Source organism: Pseudomonas sp. GL_135 (assembly GCF_057834665.1).
Genome location: NZ_CM174408.1, coordinates 1381251 through 1398696, shown reverse-complemented (window position 1 = coordinate 1398696; position 17446 = coordinate 1381251). Strand labels below are relative to the sequence as shown.

Here is a 17446-nt window from a genome sequence, read left to right as displayed (position 1 = left end):
CTGCTCCTTTATGTAACACCGCCCCGCGCTCCTGAAACACCCATCCAACCCCCGGCCCGCTGATCCAGAGCCCTGCCCGGCATGCTGGCAAAACAGGCACGCTGCATGCATATTAAATATCGTATACGAAATTACTTATCCGGCCGTTTCTCACTTTGCACGCACCGAGGCTTCTATGAAAAACCAAGCTGTCGCCGTCGCCCTCTTCGCCGTCATGAGCTCTTCTTTTATCAACACCGCGCTGGCCGACAAGCTCGATGACATCATCGACTCGGGCAAGCTGCGCTGCGCGGTGACCCTGGACTTCCCGCCGATGGGGTCCCGTGACGACAAGAACAACCCGGTCGGATTTGACGTCGATTACTGCAACGACCTGGCGAAGGTGCTGGGCGTGACTGCCGAGGTGGTGGAAACGCCGTTTCCGGACCGCATTCCTGCGTTGGTTTCAGGGCGCGCCGACGTGATCGTGGCGTCGACCTCGGACACCCTGGAGCGGGCGAAAACCGTGGGCATGACCATCCCCTATTTCGCGTTCCAGATGGTGGTGCTGACCCGCGACGACGCCGGCATCAACAGCTACGACGACCTCAAGGGCAAGGATGTCGGCAACACCAGCGGCACGTTCGAGGCGATTGCGCTGGAGAAGGATCAGAAGAAATGGGGCAGCGGCAGTTTCCGCGCGTACCAGACCCAGAACGACACCATCCTCGCCGTCGCCCAGGGCCACATCAAAGCGTCGGTGGTGACCAACACCGTCGCCGCCGCCTCGATCAAATCCGGCAAGTACAAAGGCCTGAAGATTGCCGGTAACGCGCCCTATACCATCGACTATGTTTCTCTTGCCGCGAAGCGTAACGAGTACGGGCTGATTCATTACCTGAACCTGTTCGTGAACCAGCAAGTGCGCTCGGGACGCTATGCCGAGCTGTATGAAAAGTGGGTGGGCGGCAAGCCGGTGGATCTGACCGTGCCGGGCGTCTATTACTGAGTTGGCGCACGCAAGTGATTGATCGTTCCCACGCTCTGCGTGGGAATGTAGCCCCTGACGCTCTGCGTCAGAACAGGCGACGCGGAGCCTCCGAGGTGGTGTTACCACGCGGAGCGTGGGAACAATCATCAATCGGCGTAAGCCCCGGAACCGGTTCACTCACTCAGGAGCCCACGATGTCTGAAGTCTCGTTGAGCGGGCGCTGTCTCGTCACCGGCAGCGCCCAGGGCGAATTGCTGTATGCCGACGTGGGCCTGAGTTTCTGGGGCGGGGTCGAGCCGTTTACCGGTGAAGTCATCGACCGGCATCACCCCCTCAGCGGCCAGTTCATCAGCGGCCGGGTGCTGGCCATTCCCAGCGGGCGCGGCTCGTGCACCGGCAGCAGCGTGTTGCTGGAACTGATCCTCAACGGCCACGCACCGGCCGCACTGGTCTTCGAACGCGTCGAAGACATCCTCACCCTCGGCGTGCTGATCGCCGAGCAAATGTTCGGCCATTCGATTCCGGTGATCAGCCTCGGAGAAGCGGGTTTTGCGGCGCTGCGGAACACCGCTTTCGTGCGGGTCGAGGATGACCGCGTGAGCGGCTTTTCCAGCCCTCCGCCGCCACTTTCTCGCGACCAACAAAGCCCGACACCTCATCGCCCGCTCAGCCAGATTTCACTCACCGAAACCGACCAGGGCTTTCTCGACGGCGCCTACGGCAAAGCCGCGCAAGTGGCGATGGGCATCATTCTGCGCATGGCCGAGCTGCAAGGCGCGACCGAACTGCTGGACATTACCCAGGCGCACATCGACGGCTGTATTTACACAGGGCCGGCCAGTCTGCGGTTCGCCCGGCAACTGGTGGCATGGGCCGCCAGGGTCCGCGTGCCGACCACGCTCAATTCAATCTCCGTGGACGAGCGACGCTGGCGCGAACTGGGCGTTGATCCGGCCCTCGGCGAGCCGGCCAGTCAGCTGGGCGATGCGTATCTGGAGATGGGCGCGCGGGTGAGTTTTACCTGCGCGCCGTATCTGCTGGACAGCGCCCCGGAGCTGGGGGAGCAAATCGTCTGGGCCGAGTCCAACGCCGTGGTGTACGCCAACAGCGTGATCGGCGCGCGCACCTTGAAGTACCCCGATTACCTCGACATCTGCATCGCCCTCACCGGCCGCGCACCGAAGATCGGCTGCCACCTGACCCAGCAACGGCTGGCGACTTTGCGCATCGATGTCCCCGCACTGGACGGCCTCGACGACAGTTTCTACCCGCTGCTCGGTTATCACGTCGGGTTGCTCTGCGGCGCCTCGATCCCGGTGATCTGCGGCCTGGAAAACAAGGCGCCGACACTGGATGACCTCAAGGCCTTCGGCGCTGCGTTCGCCACCACGTCTGCTGCGCCGATGTTTCATATCGCCGGCGTGACACCCGAAGCCACCACCGCCGAACTGGCGCTGGGCGGGCACGCGCCGGAGAAATCCCTGAGGGTCAGCCCGGCGGATTTGCTGCGCAGCTGGCGCGAGCTGAACAGCGCACAAACACCGGAAGTGGACGCCGTGACCTTGGGCAATCCGCATTTTTCCCTAAGCGAATGCGCGACGCTGGCGCACCTGTGTAGCAGCCAGCGCAAACACGAGAACGTGGCGATCGTGATTACCTGCGGTCGCGCCACCCTGGAACGCGCGCAACAGGCCGGCTATGTCGAGACGCTCGAAAACTTCGGCGTGCAGTTCGTCACCGACACCTGCTGGTGCATGCTCGGCGAGCCCGTCATCCCGCCGACCGCGCGCAACCTGATGACCAACTCCGGCAAATACGCGCACTACGCCCCCGGACTGGTGGGGCGTCGCGTGCATTTCGCCAGCCTGGCCGAGTGCGTCGACAGCGCAATCACCGGCGTTGCCAGCGGGCGCCTGCCGGGCTGGTTGATGGCGGTGCACCAGGCGGAGGTCAGCGCAAATGTTTGATTACAACTTCCACTGGCGCGCAGCGTTCAAAGCCCTGCCCGACATGCTCGCAGGCGCGTGGGTCACCTTCGAAACCGCCGCGCTGTCGATGATCCTCGGCGTCACCATCGCGCTGTTTCTGGTGTTCATGCGCCAAGGCAAGAACCGCCTGTTCCGGGGGTTCGCCGCGACCTGGATTTCCATCGCGCGCAACACGCCGTCGCTGTTTCAGGTGTACATCCTGTATTTCGGCCTGGGCTCGTTCGGCCTGCACATCAGCTCGTGGGCCGCGTTACTCGCCGGCATCACCATCAACAACGCGGGCTATCTGGCGGAGAACTTCCGTGGCGGTCTGAAGGCCGTACCCGACACCCAATTGCGCGCTGCCCGGTCGCTGGGCATGAGTGCCCCCCAGGCCTATCGGCTGATCGTCATTCCGCAGTTGCTGCGCATCGTTTTCTATCCGCTGACCAACCAGATGGTCTGGGCCGTGCTGATGACCTCGATGGGCGTGATCGTCGGCCTCAACAACGACCTCACCGGCGTGACTCAGGATTACAACGTCAAGACCTTCCGCACCTTTGAATTCTTCGCCATTGCGGCGGTGCTCTATTACCTGATCGCCAAGCTGATTGTGGCCGTTGCGCGGCTGCTGTCCTGGCGGCTGTTCCGGTACTGAGGAGATGGGCATGTTCGAGAGCACGTTCACCTGGAACGATCTGCAATTCATGCTGCAAGGCGCCTGGGTCACGATTTTGCTGACGGTGGTGTCGATGTTCATCGGCACGCTGGCCGGAGTGGTCTGCGGCATGGCCCGCGCCCTCCTGCCGCGCAGCACGATTCCGCTGGCCTGGCTGCTGGACGTATTTCGCAGCGTGCCATTGCTGATTCAGTTCGTGCTGTTCAATGCGCTGAAAAGCATCGTCGGCCTCAACTGGAGCGCCTTCGCCGTCGCCTGTGTGGTGTTGGGGTTGTACGTGACCGCGTACTGCACGGAGATCGTGCGCAGCGGCGTGCTGTCGGTGCCGCTCAGCCTGCGCCGCGCCAGCCGTTCCCTGGGCCTGACGTACTGGCAGGACCTTCGCCAGATCGTCATGCCGATGGCCACCCGCGTGGCGTTTCCCGGCTGGATCAACCTGCTGCTCGGGGTGATGAAAGACACCGCGCTGGTGATGTGGATCGGCATCGTCGAACTGCTGCGCGCCTCGCAAACCATCGTCACGCGCATTCAGGAGCCGCTGTTGGTGCTGTGCATCGCCGGCCTGATTTATTACGTCATGAGTCTGGTGGTCGCCCGGTTAGGCGCCCGGCTGGAAACGAGGTGGCAGGAAAATGATTGAGATCGACAACGTGCACAAATCCTTCGGCGAGCTTGAAGTCATCAAGGGCGTGAGCCTGCAGGTGAACAAGGGCGAAGTGGTGTCGATTATCGGCGGTTCGGGCTCGGGCAAGTCGACGCTGCTGATGTGCATCAACGGCCTGGAATCGATCAAGAGCGGCAGCATTCGCGTCGACGGCACCGAGGTGCATGCCAGGGGCACGGACATCAACAAGCTGCGGCAGAAGATCGGCATCGTCTTTCAGCAGTGGAACGCCTTTCCCCATCTGACGGTGCTGGAAAACGTCATGCTCGCCCCGCGCACCGTGCTGGGCAAAAGCAAGGCCGAAGCCGAGGCGCTGGCGGTCAAGCAGCTGACCCATGTCGGGCTGGGCGACAAGCTCAAGGTATTTCCCGGCAAATTGTCGGGCGGTCAGCAACAGCGCATGGCGATTGCCCGGGCGCTGGCGATGTCGCCGGATTACATGCTGTTCGACGAGGCCACGTCGGCCCTCGATCCGCAACTGGTGGGCGAGGTGCTGGACACCATGCGCATGCTGGCCGAGGACGGCATGACGATGATTCTGGTGACCCACGAAATCCGCTTCGCCCGTGACGTGTCCGACCGCGTGGCGTTTTTCCGCAACGGCCTGGTGCACGAGATCGGCACGCCGGATCAGGTGATCGGTCACCCGCAAAGGCCGGAGACGGCGGATTTTTTGCGATCAATCAACTAGATCCTGCTCAGGAGGGCCTTAGGTCATGCGCTCAACGAAAGTGATTCATGTGGTCAGTTGTCACGCCGAAGGTGAGGTGGGCGATGTGATTGTCGGCGGGGTTGCGCCGCCGCCCGGGGACACGATCTGGGAGCAGTCGCGCTGGATCGAGCAGGACAACGTGCTGCGCAATTTCATGCTCAACGAACCTCGCGGCGGGGTGTTCCGTCACGTCAATCTGCTGGTGCCGCCCAAGCACCCGAAGGCGCAGATGGGCTGGATCATCATGGAGCCGGCCGACGTACCGCCAATGTCGGGCTCCAATTCCCTGTGCGTGGCGACGGTGCTGCTGGACAGCGGGATTCTGCCGATGACCGAGCCGGAAACCCGGCTGATTCTGGAGGCGCCGGGCGGCTTGATCGAGGCGATTGCCCAGTGCCGCGATGGCAAGGTGACGAGCGTCGAGGTGCACAACCACCCTTCTTTCGCCGATCAGCTGGACGTGTGGATCGAGGTGCCGGGGCTGGGTTCGGTTCAGGTCGATACCGCCTATGGCGGAGACAGTTTTGCCATCGTCGATTCGGTGAAGCTGGGCTTTGCATTGACTGCCGATGAGGCGAAAGACCTGGTGGACACCGGCCTGAAAATCACCAAGGCGGCCAACGAGCAACTGGGGTTCAGCCATCCGTTGAACAAGGACTGGAATCACATTTCGTTTTGCCAGATCGCCGCGCCGGTCAACTTTGACGGCGGCGTGGCCCATGCGGCGAACGCGGTGGTGATTCGCCCGGGCAAGATCGACCGCTCGCCCTGTGGCACCGGCTGTTCCGCGCGGCTGGCGGTGTTGCATGCCAAGGGTCAGCTGAAGGTGGGCGACCGGTTTATCGGGCGTTCGATTATCGGTTCGGAGTTTCACTGCAAGATCCAGCGCGAGACCGAAGTGGCCGGTCGCAAGGCCATCATTCCGAGCCTGTCCGGGCGGGCGTGGATCACCGGGACGCACCAGCACATGCTCGACCCGAGCGATCCGTGGCCGGAGGGGTACAAGTTGAGTGACACCTGGCCGGTGGGGTTGAAGCTGTAAATGCTGCGTCGGTTTGGGAATGGATGCACAGCCGATTTGGCTGGATGAATGCAAAAGCTGTGGGAGCGAGCGAATAGGTCAGGACATCCTCCAGACCTCTACCAGCTGAAACGCCGCCTTCGTGAGCAAGCTCACTCCCCCAAGGATTGGGTCTGCTGCGAGACAGCGGAGGTTCTGGAGCATTTTTCTGGATGAATACAGATCCTGTGGGAGCGAGCTTGCTCGCGAATAGGCCGGAACATCCCCCAGGTATCTAGCGCCTGAAATGCAGTCTTCGTGAGCAAGTTCACTCCCACAGGAACGGTGATCACTTGAGAATCAGGCAGCAATCTGGACCACTGAATAACCGGGCGTAGCCCGCTCAAATCCAACCGTATACGAAATACATTCACTCAATCAGGAGTCAATCATGAGCCAGTCCGTATCCTGGAGCGGGGTCTTCCCTGCCGTTACCACGCAATTCAACGACGATTTTTCCCTTAACCTTGAGGCCACTCACAAGGTCATTTCCAACCTGGTGCGCGATGGCGTGTCCGGGCTGGTGATCTGCGGCACCGTTGGGGAAAACACCTCGTTGAGCGTCGCTGAAAAGATCAGCCTGGTGGAAGCCGCCAAAGACGCCTCGGCCGGGCGGGTACCGGTCATTTCCGGCATCGCCGAGTTCACCAGCGCCAACGCCAGTGCGGTCGCCAAAGAAGTGCAGAAAGCCGGTGCCGACGGAATCATGCTGATGCCGGCGCTGGTGTACTCGGCCAAACCTTTCGAGACCGCCACACACTTCCGCACCGTGGCCGCTGCCACCGACCTGCCGATGATGGTTTACAACAACCCGCCGATCTACAAGAACGACGTCACGCCGGACATCCTCATCTCGTTGGCGGACTGCGACACCATCGTGTGTTTCAAGGATTCATCGGGCAACACCAACCGCTTCATCGACGTGCGCAATGAAGTCGGCGATCGCTTCGTGCTGTTTGCCGGGCTTGATGACGTGTTGGTGGAAAGCGTCGCCGTGGGCGCGGTGGGTTGGGTGTCGGGGATGTCCAACGCCTTCCCCAAAGAGGGCGAGACGTTGTTCCGACTGGCCAAGGCCGGGCGCTTTGCCGAAGCGATGGCGCTGTATGAGTGGTTCATGCCGCTGCTGCACTTGGATGCGCGTCCGGACCTGGTGCAGTGCATCAAGCTGTGCGAAGCCATCATGGAACGCGGCAGCGCCCTCACCCGCCCACCGCGTCTGGCGCTGCCGGACAGTGATCGGGAATATGTGGAGAAATTGATGAAGACGGCGTTGGCGAACAAGCCGGTGCTGCCGGATGTGGGGCTGTGATGCCCTTGGTTTTGGGTTGAACCGATCCGCGTGTTTGGATCGCAGATCTATGGCGCTCGAACCGGCCTCTTCCCGGCTGAAGCCGGTCCCACAGGGTCGTGCATTCGGCCGGAGACCGGGTTTCAGCCGGGAAGGCGATTCCACGGTTTCAACGCGGTTTAGTGGGACCGGCTTTAGCCGGGAATGCGGTTTAACAGGTTCAACGCGCATCGAGCCTTACACATTCACCACATTCACAAACCGCGAGGCGGCGGTTTCGTCGATGCGCAGGTTGGTGAAATCGAACAGGTTGCGGTCCGCCAGTTGCGACGGTTGGACGTTCTGCAGGCTGCGGAAAATCATGTCGGAGCGGCCCGGGGTCTTACGGTCCCATTCCTGGAGCATTTCCTTGACCACCTGACGCTGCAGGTTTTCCTGGGAACCGCACAGGTTGCACGGGATGATCGGGAACTGCTTGATGTCCGAATACGCTTGAATGTCCTTCTCGGCGCAGTACGCCAGCGGTCGGATCACCACGTTGCGGCCATCATCGGCGCGCAGCTTGGGCGGCATGGCCTTGATGCTGCCCTGGAAGAACATGTTCAGGAAAAACGTCTCGACGATGTCGTCTCGGTGGTGACCGAGGGCCATCTTGGTCGCGCCGATTTCATCGGCAAACGTGTACAGCGTGCCGCGACGCAGGCGCGAACACAGCGAGCAGGTGGTCCGGCCTTCGGGCACCAGTTCCTTGACCACCGAGTAGGTGTCCTTCTCGACGATGTGGTACTCGACGCCCAGTTGTTCCAGGTACGCCGGCAGCACGTGCTCGGGAAAGCCCGGCTGCTTCTGGTCCATGTTCACCGCGACGATGTCGAACTTGATCGGCGCGACTTTCTGCAAATGCAGCAGCACATCCAGCAGGGTGTAACTGTCCTTGCCGCCGGACAGGCAGACCATCACCTTGTCGCCCTCTTCAATCATGTTGTAGTCGGCCACCGCTTCGCCCGCGAGTCGACGCAGACGCTTCTGCAGTTTGTTCTGATTGACTGAAAGGGTGCCCATGGCGCTGGTATCCGCTCGCTGTGGTGGGAAGAGACGTGGGGAAAGGGGTCGGCATTTTACGCAAAAAGACCGACCGGGGTAATGCCTGTCGCGGGTGAATACCATCCCTGATGATCTATGCCCATTGATCGCCAATCGCTATTAACAAGACCCTTGAACACCTCAATCGCTCTAACGCATCCGGTTTTAGGGTGCTCAGCTTTCTATACTGACTTGAAAGGTCGCAATCATTTCCCATGATCGACTGCGACCTTGTCCTAACGGCATCTGGCGGTCAGGCGCTTTGTCGGGAGCGGCGGCACACTTCACGGGAGTAACGGACATGATCCATCACGTATTGGGGCTGTTCACCCACCCCGATCAGGAATGGCAACAGATACGCAGTGAGGATGAAGAAAGCATCGGCCACCTGTACCTTACCCATACGCTGATCCTGGCGGCGATTCCGGCGGTGTCGGCGTACATCGGCACGACGCAGGTGGGCTGGCAGATCGGCGACCGGACGCCGGTCATGCTGACCAGCGACAGCGCAGTGTGGATGGCGCTGATGTCGTACATCGCCATGCTTGCCGGCGTCGGCATCATGGGCGGCTTCATCCACTGGATGGCGCGCACCTATAACGCCACGCCCAGCCTTGGCCGCTGCGTGGCCTTCGCGACCTACACGGCGACGCCGCTGTTCCTCGGCGGGCTGGCGGCGCTGTACCCGCATATGTGGCTGGGGATGATGGTCGGGCTGGCGGCAGTCTGCTACACGGTGTACCTGCTGTACGTCGGCTTGCCGGTGTTCATGGGCGTACACCCGGACGACGGTTTCATGTTCTCAAGCTCGGTGCTGGCGGTCGGGCTGGTGGTGTTGGTGGCGATCATGGCGTTTACGGTGGTGCTGTGGGGCGTCGGGATCGGTCCGGAATTTATCAGTTAAGACCGGGTGACCATTCGGCGCTTCGGGTTTTGGCGGTACAGAAGCTTGCGGCATACTCGCCTCCTCTGGAGACCGATGAAGCATGCTCGAACCACTCAACACCCGCGTCGAATCCTGCTACCAGCAAGCCGAAGATTTCTTCAAGCGCCCTTTCAAACGTCCGGTCGTGAGCGTCAAACTGCGCGGCCAGAAGGCTGGGGTGGCGCATCTGCACGAGAACCTGCTGCGCTTCAATCCGCAGCTGTACCTCGAAAACAGCGAAGACTTCCTGCGCCAGACCGTCCCTCACGAGGTCGCGCACCTGGTCGCTCATCAATTGTTCGGCGACACCATTCAGCCCCATGGCGAGGAATGGCAACTGATCATGCGCGGCGTCTACGAGCTGCCGCCCAACCGCTGCCACACCTACGAAATCCAGCGCCGCAGCGTGACCCGCTATATCTACCGCTGCCCGTGCCCGGAAAGCGATTTCCCCTTCACCGCCCAGCGCCACAAGCTGGTACGCAAAGGCCGGCGCTATCTGTGCAAGCGCTGCCGGGAGATTCTGGTGTTCAGCGGCGAGACGCGGGTGGAGTGATTGCCAGCTTCCGTGCGGACGTTCAAATGATATCCAATGCCACACGCGGTCAGAGTGGAAGTGACCGGGGTGGACTCGGATCTTGGTAACGCCGCTGGACTTGTGGGAGTGAGCTTGCTCACGAAGAGGCCAGGGCAGTCAGCAATTTTCTCAAGTGGCTGCAAGTAAGTCTTCGCGAGCAAGCTCGCTCCCACAGGATTGGGCTGGACTCGGGATCTTGGTAACACCGCTGGACTTGTGGGAGTGAGCTTGCTCACGAAGAGGCCAGGGCAGTCAGCAATTTTCTCAAGTGGCTGCAAGTAAGTCTTCGCGAGCGAGCTCGATCCCACAGGATTGGGCTGGACTTGGGATCTTGGTAACACCGCTGGACTTGTGGGAGTGAGCTTGCTCACGAAGAGGCCAGGGCAGTCAGCAATTTTCTTAAGTGGCTGCAAGTAAGTCTTCGCGAGCAAGCTCGCTCCCACAGGATTGGGCTGGACTCGGGATCTTGTTAAATCCACTGAGGTTGCGCACGAGAGGCCGAGGCATTCTATTGACCCTGCCCTAAAATTTCACCCAAACACCCCCGCCTCACCCATCGACTCAATCTCCTGCGCGGTGAACCCCGCTTCGGCCAGCACCTGCGCGGAATGCGCGCCGACGGCCACGCCGACATGCCGGGGCGCGGGCAGTCGTTTTGAAAACTTCACCGGGCAGGCCATCTGCACCTGAGCGCTGCCGTCACCGCGAGGCACCTGCGCCAGCATCTCTCGCGCCTGAATCTGCGGGTGCTGGGTGGCTTCGGAGAAACTCAGCACCGGCTCGACACAGGCATCGATCCCGGCGAACAGCGCTTCCAGCTGATCAGAACTGCGGCGCTCGAACTCGATTTCCAGCTCACGCCTGAGCGAGGCCTGTTGTTCGGCGGCAAACGAGAGCCCAAGCCTCGCCAGTTCCGGTCGTCCCAGCGCGGCACACATCCCGTGGAGAAACGCCGGCTCCAGGCCCCCCACCGAAAACCATCGGCCGTCGCGACTGCGGTAGTAATCGTAGAAGCTGCCGCCGTTGAGCATCTGCGTCTCCCGCTCCGGCTCGATGCCGGCCGCCAGATACCCCGCGCCGGCCAGGGCATTCAGGCTGAACGCGCAATCGGTCATGCTGACGTCGACGTACTGGCCTTGCCCGGTTTGATGGCGCGCGACCACCGCCGCGAGCAAACCGATGACCCCGTGCAGCGAGCCGCCGGCGACGTCCGCGACCTGCACGCCCAAGGGCAACGGGCCGCTGTCTTGGCGCCCGGTGTGGCTGGCCAGCCCGGCCACTGCCATGTAATTGATGTCGTGGCCGGCGCGATCGCGGTAGGGCCCGGTCTGCCCGTAACCGGTGATGGCGACGTAGATCAGCCGCGGATTGATCGCTTTCAACGCCTCATAGCCAATCCCCAGTCGGTCCATCACACCGGGCCGAAACTGCTCCAGGACGATGTCGTAATCCGCCACTAGCCGCTTGACCACCTCGATGGCCCGGGCCTGCTTGAGGTCCAGCGCCAGGCTGCGCTTGTTGCGATTGAGGTAAGCGTGGCTGGCTGAAACGCCGTGGTCGTGGGGCGGCAACTCCCGCAGCAGGTCCGGGCGGGTGGGCGACTCGATGCGCAGCACCTCGGCGCCCATATCCGCCAGCAGCAGCGAAGCGAATGGCCCGGGCAGCAGCGTCGAGAAATCGAGAACTTTTAGCGATGACAGCGGACCGTGCATGGGGCGTTCTCAGATGGCCGGCAAAGGGCTCAGAGTAGGTGCGATCCGCCCATAAAAAAAGCCTGTCCGAAGACAGGCTTTTTCAACAACCCTTACCGCTGACGCGTGTTACGAACGCAGCTTACGAACGTACAACAGGGGTTGGCGCCGTTTCGGCCACACCCAGGTCGTCAGTCGGCGCGGTGTTGTCGATGGCACGACCGCCGGAAGCCAGCTCAGCTTCCATTTGCGGAACGTCCAGCTCACCGACCCACTTGGCCACAACCAGGGTTGCCACAGCGTTACCGCACAGGTTGGTCAGGGCGCGGGCTTCGGACATGAAGCGGTCGATACCCAGGATCAGCGCCAGACCGGCCACCGGCAGATGGCCTACGGCCGACAGCGTCGCGGCCAGCACGATGAAGCCCGAACCGGTCACGCCAGCCGCACCTTTGGACGACAGCAGCAGCACCAGCAACAGGGTGACCTGATGGGTGATGTCCATGTGGGTGTTGGTGGCTTGAGCGATGAACACTGCGGCCATGGTCAGGTAGATCGAAGTACCGTCGAGGTTGAACGAGTAGCCGGTCGGGATCACCAGACCCACGACGGATTTCTTCGCGCCCAGACGCTCCATCTTGATCAGCATGCGTGGCAGCGCCGACTCGGACGACGACGTACCCAGCACGATCAGCAGCTCTTCGCGGATGTACTTGATCAGCTTGAGGATGCTGAAGCCGTGAGCTTTGGCGATGGAGCCCAGCACCAGCAGCACGAACAGCAGGCAAGTGATGTAGAAGCACAGCATCAGCTGACCCAGTTGCACCAGCGAGCTCACGCCATAAGCGCCGATGGTGAAGGCCATGGCACCCAGCGCGCCGATCGGGGCGAGCTTCATGATCATGTTGATGATGTTGAACATGACGTGGGCGAAACGATCGATGAAGTCCAGAATCGGCTTGCCGTAGGCGCCCAGGCGATGCAGGGCGAAACCGAAGATCACCGAGAACATCAGCACTTGCAGAATGTCGCCGTTGGCGAACGCGCCGACGATGGTGTTCGGGATAACGTTGAGGATGAAGCCGACGATGCTCTGGTCTTTACCGGCGGTCACGTAGGCCGCGACTTTGGAGGCGTCCAGGGTGGACACGTCGATGTTCATGCCGGCGCCCGGCTGGACGACGTTGACCACGATCAGGCCGATGATCAGCGAGATGGTCGAAACGATTTCGAAGTAGAGCAGCGCGTAGCCGCCGGTCTTGCCCACGGATTTCATGCTCTGCATGCCAGCGATGCCGCTGACGACGGTGCAGAAGATGATCGGCGCAATGACCATTTTGATCAGTTTGATGAACCCGTCACCCAGCGGTTTGAGGGTTACGGCAGTTTCGGGATACCAGTGGCCGAGGGCGATACCGACGATGATCGCGACGATCACCTGGGCGTACAGGGATTTATAGATGGGCTGACGAGTCGTCATTGCAGTTTCCTCAAGAGCATCGGTCTGCAGCATTCCGGTTGCAGAGACGCCTAAAGTGCGAACCCTCCTGCTCGGAGGGATTTGTTTTTGTCGAGCTGCGCGCGGCAGACCTCTGCCCAGTGCATCGCAAGCACCGTGCCAGTATTGCTAAATGAGGCGAGAGCCACGGATTACGTGAACCATCTGGTTAACAAGAGACCCGTCGGGGTGAAGGCGGTGGCGGTTTTCCGCCGTTTGGCGGCAAATCATCCGCCACACTGGCGGGTATCCGCCTCGAATGACGGATCAGGAGTGAGCCTAAATCGCGAACGTAATTCGGAACGCCGCGCCGCCCAGTTCCGAGTCACCCAGGGTCAGCTGCGCGCCGTAGCTTTCGATGATGTCCTTGACCACCGCCAGACCGATGCCCTGCCCCGGGTTCTGCGTGTCCAGTCGCTCGCCGCGTTCGAGAATCCGTGCGCGCTGGCTTTCCGGAACACCCGGGCCGTCGTCTTCAATGCACAGCTCGTCGCCCATCATCGATGACCGCCAGCTCACGCGCACCTCGCCGAGGCACAGGCGGTAGGCGTTTTCCAGCAGGTTGCCGAGCATTTCCAGCAACGCGCCCTCCTCCATTTGCACCTGGCAATTGTCTGGCAGGTCGAGCACGACGTTGACGCGCTTGTCGCGGTAGACCTTTTCCAGCGTGTTGCACAGGCTCTGCACCACAGGCTTCAAGGACACGTGATAGCGCACCAGCCCGCTTTTACGCAGGCTGGCGCGCTGCAGTTGATAACTGATCTGCTGGCTCATGCGCTCGATCTGCGATTGCAGAATCCGCGCCTGCTCCAGGTCTTCCGGTCGTTTGGCGATTTGCTCGCTGACGCCCTGCAACACGGCCAGTGGGGTTTTCAGGCTGTGGGCGAGATCGTCGAGTGAGTCGCGGTAACGAATGCGCTGTTCGCGTTCGCTGCTCAGCAGGCGGTTGAGCGAGTCGGTCAGGCGCAGCAGTTCGCTGGGGTGTTCTTCGCTGAGGCTTTCCCGCGAGCCGGCCTCGACCTGATCGAGCTCCTGACTCATGCCCCGCAGCGCCCGCAGGCCCCAGGTCAGCCCGCCCCACAGCAGAATCAACAGAACCAGCAGCGCGCCGCCGAAGCCCAGGTAGAGTTTCTGGCGCAGGCCGGAGATGGTTTCCTGGTATTCGCGCACCGGTTGCAGCGCGACGATGCTGAAGGCGGCATTGCGCCCGCCGAGCAGTTTGATTTCGACGTCGTAGACGAAAAACTCGTCGCCGTTGGGTTGGCGGATCTTCGCGAATTCGTTGCCGCGGCCGTCGTAGCGGGGCTGGTAGTCGATGGCTTCGTCTTCGGTGGCCCGGGAGCGCCACACCAGTTTGCCGGCGCGGTTGTAGATGTAGCCGAGCAAGCGGCTGTCGGGCAGGGCGAACTGTTCGCCGGGCAATAACGACGGCATCAGCAGGTGGTCGTCTTCGACACGGGCGGCAGAGATCAGTGTGGTGACGTCCGACGCCAGGCGTTTTTCGATGGAGCTTTCCAGCGCCAGGCTGAAGGCGCTTTGCAGCGCCGGCAGCATCAGCAGCATGAAAATGACGGCGAGGGTCGCGGCGCCCAGCATCAGACGCAGGCGCAGCGAACGAATCATGTACAGCGCTCGGTGAACAGGTAGCCCAGGCCGCGCACGGTGTCGATCGGCTTGAACCCGGCGGGCGCTTCGAGCTTGCGCCGCAGCCGACCGACCAGCACTTCGATCACGTTCGGATCGCGCTCGTCGTCATCGGGGTAGAGCTGCTCCATCAGGCGCTCTTTGGGGACCACTTGCTGGTGGTGGCGCATGAGGTATTCGAGAATCCGGTATTCGTAGGCGGTCAGCGCCAGGGGCTGTTCGTCCAGCGACGCCTGCTTGCGGTTGAGGTCCAGGCTCAGCGGCCCGGCGACGATGGTCGAGTGGGTGAAACCACTGGAGCGTCGCAGCAAGGCGTTGAGGCGCGCTTCGAGTTCTTCGAACTGGAACGGCTTGACCACGTAGTCGTCGGCGCCGGCGGCCAGGCCTTCGACCTTGTCCTGCCAGTTGCCGCGCGCGGTCAGGATGAGGATCGGGAACGCCTTGTTCTGCACGCGCAGCTGACGGATCAGGTCAAGACCGCCCACACCCGGCAGGCCCAGGTCGATGACCGCCAGATCGTGGTTGAACTGGCCCGCCTGATACAGCGCTTCCTCGGCGTTGCCCACCGCTTCGACGACGTGACCGCTTTCGGTCAGACGGGTCTGCAGGTGGTGACGCAGCAGGGCTTCATCTTCGACAACCAGCAATTTCATGACGCTCTCCCAGGCAAAGGCATACCTCTCGTTTCAAGAGTCTCAACGAGGCGCTGCCGAGCGCGTGCAGTGTGACGAGCCCGGCAGCGATTGTGCAATTCAGACACCGCGAAAAACAGGCTGGCGGCTTATAAAACCGGCTTATAAAACGTAGTGGACGGGTAAATAGGTGTGCTCACTCTCGCTCAAGCTCAGCGAGGGCGGTTGCTGCAGTGTGCGGACCGGTAAGCGGGTGTCGAACAGTCTAGTCGTACTCGGCAAGGACATCTGCGGATCGTAAGCGGTCGGCAGGTTCGCCGTTTGCAGGCTCACACCGTTGACGCGGGCTGTGAGATTTCCGTAGCCGACTGCGTAGGGATCATCAGCAGGCTGCTGGCTCAACGTCTGGCTCCAATTGCCGACCTGGGTGCTGCTGGCAAGGCTGCGGCGCAGGCCGTTGAGGCGGTCGGCGCGTTCGGTGTTCTTGCCGAAATCGGTGCGGGACACGTCCGCGTTGCCATCAGCCGCTTGCGCCGCCGCGCTGCTGCCGAGAAACGCCAGCGCCAGAAAGAGCTTGTTGAACGTCAGCATGAGCAGGTCCTCCGGCGCCAGGCGCCTTGTTGGGTACGGTTTGGAGCATACCCAGCCAGCGCTGAACCCCTCCTGAACATGTACTGACCCACCGCATTCGTCAGCAAGCTGACTCCCACAGGTTCTGTGCGTGCCTTGGGTTTTGCATTCACTGGAATGCAGTTTTGTGCATGACGCTGAAATCCGGGGCAGCGCCGATCCATTGTGGGAGCGAGCTTGCTCGCGAAGGCGGTCTGCCTGTGTCATCAACTTTGCCTGACCCACCGCATTCGTCAGCAAGCTGACTACCACAGGTTCTGTGCATGACGCTGAAGTCTCGGGGCAACACACATCTCCTGTAGGAGTGAGCTAGCTCGCGAAGGCGGTCTGCCTCGGCCATCAACTTTGTCTGAGCCACCCATTCGTCAGCAAGCTGACTCCCGCAGGTTTTGTGCTTGCCTTGGGTTTTGCATTCACTGGAATGCAGTTCTGTGCATGACGCTGAAATCCGGGGCAGCGCCGATCCATTGTGGGAGCGAGCTTGCTCGCGAAGGCGGTCTGCCTGTGCCATCAACTTTGCCTAACCCACCGCATTCGTCAGCAAGCTGACTCCCACAGGTTCTGTGTCCCCCCCTGGATTTTGCGTTGGCCACACAGAGGGTCTGTGCATGACTGTGGATTGGGGATTCAAAGCAAACCGGTTTTGCGCCCAACACCGCGGTTCCGGCAGAATGCCGGGCATGACTCGATCCCCGACACTGCCCGACTGCTGCCCTGCCCTCACCGCTCACTGGCCCTTGCCCCATGGGCTGGCGGACGTGGTGTTGGTGAGCAGTCGGTTCGATCCGCAGAAGCTCATCGACGGCGACTTTCAGCGCTGTTTCATCGAGCCGCCCGCCTCCATTCAACGGTCGGTGGCCAAGCGGCAGACGGAATTTCTCGCCGGTCGTTTGTGCGCGCGGGAGGCGATGAGCCGGTTGGACGGCCGTTCCCATGTCCCGCTGATCGGCGAGGACCGCGCGCCGATCTGGCCTGCGGACGTCACCGGCTCGATCACCCACAGCACCGGTTGGGCCGCCGCGATCGTTGCGCGCAAAACGGACTGGCGCGGATTGGGGCTGGACGTCGAACAGTTGATGAGCAACGAGCGCGCCGTGCGCCTGGCCGGCGAGATTCTGACCCCCGCGGAAATGCAGCGCCTGAACGCCGGGCCCGAACATCAAGCTGCCAAGGTCGTCACCCTGACCTTCTCCTTGAAAGAAAGCCTGTTCAAGGCGCTCTACCCCATCGTGCTCAAGCGCTTCTATTTCGAAGACGCCGAGTTGCTGGAATGGTCAGAAGACGGCAGCGCGCGGCTGCGGCTGAAGATTGATCTGTCGGAGGAATGGCACAACGGCAAAGAGCTGGACGCGCAGTTCAGCGTGCAGGATGGGCAGCTGCTGAGTCTGGTGGCGATTCGGGGCTGACATCAACCTCCTATGCGGCG

Annotated in this window: 16 protein-coding genes; 10 read left to right on the top strand and 6 right to left on the bottom strand. The window is 61.6% G+C overall.

From position 1 onward, the window contains the following. Positions 1–175 precede the first annotated feature (175 nt). From AC3ISG_RS06330 to AC3ISG_RS06300, 7 genes are all read left to right on the top strand, one after another. Positions 176–988 carry an ABC transporter substrate-binding protein gene (locus tag AC3ISG_RS06330; RefSeq protein ID WP_122535737.1) on the top strand — a complete coding sequence of 271 codons (813 nt, stop codon included), beginning with the start codon at positions 176–178 and terminating at the stop codon, positions 986–988. Positions 989–1164: 176 nt separating this feature from the next. Continuing rightward, complete coding sequence (lhpI, locus tag AC3ISG_RS06325; protein ID WP_489298762.1) at positions 1165–2937, top strand: cis-3-hydroxy-L-proline dehydratase; 1773 nt, start codon at positions 1165–1167, stop codon at positions 2935–2937. Then, positions 2930–3595, top strand: coding sequence for an amino acid ABC transporter permease (locus tag AC3ISG_RS06320; protein WP_489298761.1), 666 nt, complete (start codon positions 2930–2932; stop codon positions 3593–3595). The genes lhpI and AC3ISG_RS06320 overlap by 8 nt, the downstream gene beginning before the upstream one ends. Before the next feature lie 10 nt (positions 3596–3605). Then, entirely contained in the window at positions 3606–4256 is a 651-nt protein-coding gene (locus AC3ISG_RS06315) for an amino acid ABC transporter permease (protein ID WP_122535740.1), read from the top strand. Next, a complete protein-coding gene (locus AC3ISG_RS06310; protein ID WP_074892335.1) occupies positions 4249–4971 on the top strand; it encodes an amino acid ABC transporter ATP-binding protein in 723 nt (240 codons plus the stop codon). The genes AC3ISG_RS06315 and AC3ISG_RS06310 overlap by 8 nt, the downstream gene beginning before the upstream one ends. A 25-nt stretch (positions 4972–4996) precedes the next feature. Continuing rightward, positions 4997–6034: a trans-3-hydroxy-L-proline dehydratase gene (locus AC3ISG_RS06305; protein ID WP_489298760.1), complete on the top strand. Its 1038-nt coding sequence runs from the start codon at positions 4997–4999 to the stop codon at positions 6032–6034. A 409-nt stretch (positions 6035–6443) separates the two neighbouring features. Continuing rightward, positions 6444–7361: a dihydrodipicolinate synthase family protein gene (locus tag AC3ISG_RS06300; RefSeq protein WP_122622254.1), complete on the top strand. Its 918-nt coding sequence runs from the start codon at positions 6444–6446 to the stop codon at positions 7359–7361. Between the two features lie 216 nt (positions 7362–7577). Here AC3ISG_RS06300 and ttcA read toward each other — a convergent pair whose 3' ends face one another. After that, positions 7578–8402, bottom strand: a complete 825-nt coding sequence (gene ttcA, locus AC3ISG_RS06295; RefSeq protein WP_122622255.1) for a tRNA 2-thiocytidine(32) synthetase TtcA — start codon at positions 8400–8402, stop codon at positions 7578–7580. A 322-nt stretch (positions 8403–8724) separates the two neighbouring features. On the opposite strand from ttcA, the gene AC3ISG_RS06290 reads away from it, so the two are divergent. Then, entirely contained in the window at positions 8725–9327 is a 603-nt protein-coding gene (locus tag AC3ISG_RS06290) for a Yip1 family protein (protein ID WP_489298759.1), read from the top strand. Positions 9328–9409: 82 nt separating this feature from the next. Beyond that, positions 9410–9904, top strand: a complete 495-nt coding sequence (locus tag AC3ISG_RS06285; protein ID WP_122535745.1) for a SprT family zinc-dependent metalloprotease — start codon at positions 9410–9412, stop codon at positions 9902–9904. 551 nt (positions 9905–10455) lie between these two features. Here the strand turns inward: AC3ISG_RS06285 and AC3ISG_RS06280 are convergent. The 5 genes from AC3ISG_RS06280 to AC3ISG_RS06260 all read right to left on the bottom strand — a co-directional run bounded on the left by AC3ISG_RS06280 (position 10456) and on the right by AC3ISG_RS06260 (position 15981). Next, the gene (locus AC3ISG_RS06280) at positions 10456–11637 is read right to left on the bottom strand and encodes a CaiB/BaiF CoA transferase family protein (protein ID WP_489298758.1); all 1182 of its coding nucleotides are present in this window, start codon (positions 11635–11637) and stop codon (positions 10456–10458) included. A gap of 121 nt (positions 11638–11758) precedes the next feature. Then, on the bottom strand, positions 11759–13096 hold the full coding sequence (locus tag AC3ISG_RS06275) for a dicarboxylate/amino acid:cation symporter (protein ID WP_122535775.1): 1338 nt from the start codon (positions 13094–13096) through the stop codon (positions 11759–11761). 297 nt (positions 13097–13393) lie between these two features. After that, a complete protein-coding gene (locus tag AC3ISG_RS06270) occupies positions 13394–14737 on the bottom strand; it encodes an ATP-binding protein (protein WP_489298757.1) in 1344 nt (447 codons plus the stop codon). After that, positions 14734–15411: a response regulator transcription factor gene (locus tag AC3ISG_RS06265; RefSeq protein WP_122535748.1), complete on the bottom strand. Its 678-nt coding sequence runs from the start codon at positions 15409–15411 to the stop codon at positions 14734–14736. The genes AC3ISG_RS06270 and AC3ISG_RS06265 overlap by 4 nt, the downstream gene beginning before the upstream one ends. A 141-nt stretch (positions 15412–15552) precedes the next feature. Continuing rightward, complete coding sequence (locus AC3ISG_RS06260) at positions 15553–15981, bottom strand: hypothetical protein (RefSeq protein ID WP_489298756.1); 429 nt, start codon at positions 15979–15981, stop codon at positions 15553–15555. Between the two features lie 719 nt (positions 15982–16700). Here AC3ISG_RS06260 and AC3ISG_RS06255 point away from each other — a divergent pair. Further along, positions 16701–17426 carry a 4'-phosphopantetheinyl transferase family protein gene (locus AC3ISG_RS06255; protein ID WP_489298755.1) on the top strand — a complete coding sequence of 242 codons (726 nt, stop codon included), beginning with the start codon at positions 16701–16703 and terminating at the stop codon, positions 17424–17426. Positions 17427–17446 lie beyond the last annotated feature (20 nt).

Bases quoted from the DNA above. Each gene is read 5' to 3' on its own strand.
- AC3ISG_RS06330 (WP_122535737.1), top strand. From the start codon at position 176: ATGAAAAACCAAGCTGTCGCCGTCGCCCTCTTCGCCGTCATGAGCTCT.
- lhpI (WP_489298762.1), top strand. From the start codon at position 1,165: ATGTCTGAAGTCTCGTTGAGCGGGCGCTGTCTCGTCACCGGCAGCGCC.
- AC3ISG_RS06320 (WP_489298761.1), top strand. From the start codon at position 2,930: ATGTTTGATTACAACTTCCACTGGCGCGCAGCGTTCAAAGCCCTGCCC.
- AC3ISG_RS06315 (WP_122535740.1), top strand. From the start codon at position 3,606: ATGTTCGAGAGCACGTTCACCTGGAACGATCTGCAATTCATGCTGCAA.
- AC3ISG_RS06310 (WP_074892335.1), top strand. From the start codon at position 4,249: ATGATTGAGATCGACAACGTGCACAAATCCTTCGGCGAGCTTGAAGTC.
- AC3ISG_RS06305 (WP_489298760.1), top strand. From the start codon at position 4,997: ATGCGCTCAACGAAAGTGATTCATGTGGTCAGTTGTCACGCCGAAGGT.
- AC3ISG_RS06300 (WP_122622254.1), top strand. From the start codon at position 6,444: ATGAGCCAGTCCGTATCCTGGAGCGGGGTCTTCCCTGCCGTTACCACG.
- ttcA (WP_122622255.1), bottom strand. From the start codon at position 8,402: ATGGGCACCCTTTCAGTCAATCAGAACAAACTGCAGAAGCGTCTGCGT.
- AC3ISG_RS06290 (WP_489298759.1), top strand. From the start codon at position 8,725: ATGATCCATCACGTATTGGGGCTGTTCACCCACCCCGATCAGGAATGG.
- AC3ISG_RS06285 (WP_122535745.1), top strand. From the start codon at position 9,410: ATGCTCGAACCACTCAACACCCGCGTCGAATCCTGCTACCAGCAAGCC.
- AC3ISG_RS06280 (WP_489298758.1), bottom strand. From the start codon at position 11,637: ATGCACGGTCCGCTGTCATCGCTAAAAGTTCTCGATTTCTCGACGCTG.
- AC3ISG_RS06275 (WP_122535775.1), bottom strand. From the start codon at position 13,096: ATGACGACTCGTCAGCCCATCTATAAATCCCTGTACGCCCAGGTGATC.
- AC3ISG_RS06270 (WP_489298757.1), bottom strand. From the start codon at position 14,737: ATGATTCGTTCGCTGCGCCTGCGTCTGATGCTGGGCGCCGCGACCCTC.
- AC3ISG_RS06265 (WP_122535748.1), bottom strand. From the start codon at position 15,411: ATGAAATTGCTGGTTGTCGAAGATGAAGCCCTGCTGCGTCACCACCTG.
- AC3ISG_RS06260 (WP_489298756.1), bottom strand. From the start codon at position 15,981: ATGCTGACGTTCAACAAGCTCTTTCTGGCGCTGGCGTTTCTCGGCAGC.
- AC3ISG_RS06255 (WP_489298755.1), top strand. From the start codon at position 16,701: ATGACTCGATCCCCGACACTGCCCGACTGCTGCCCTGCCCTCACCGCT.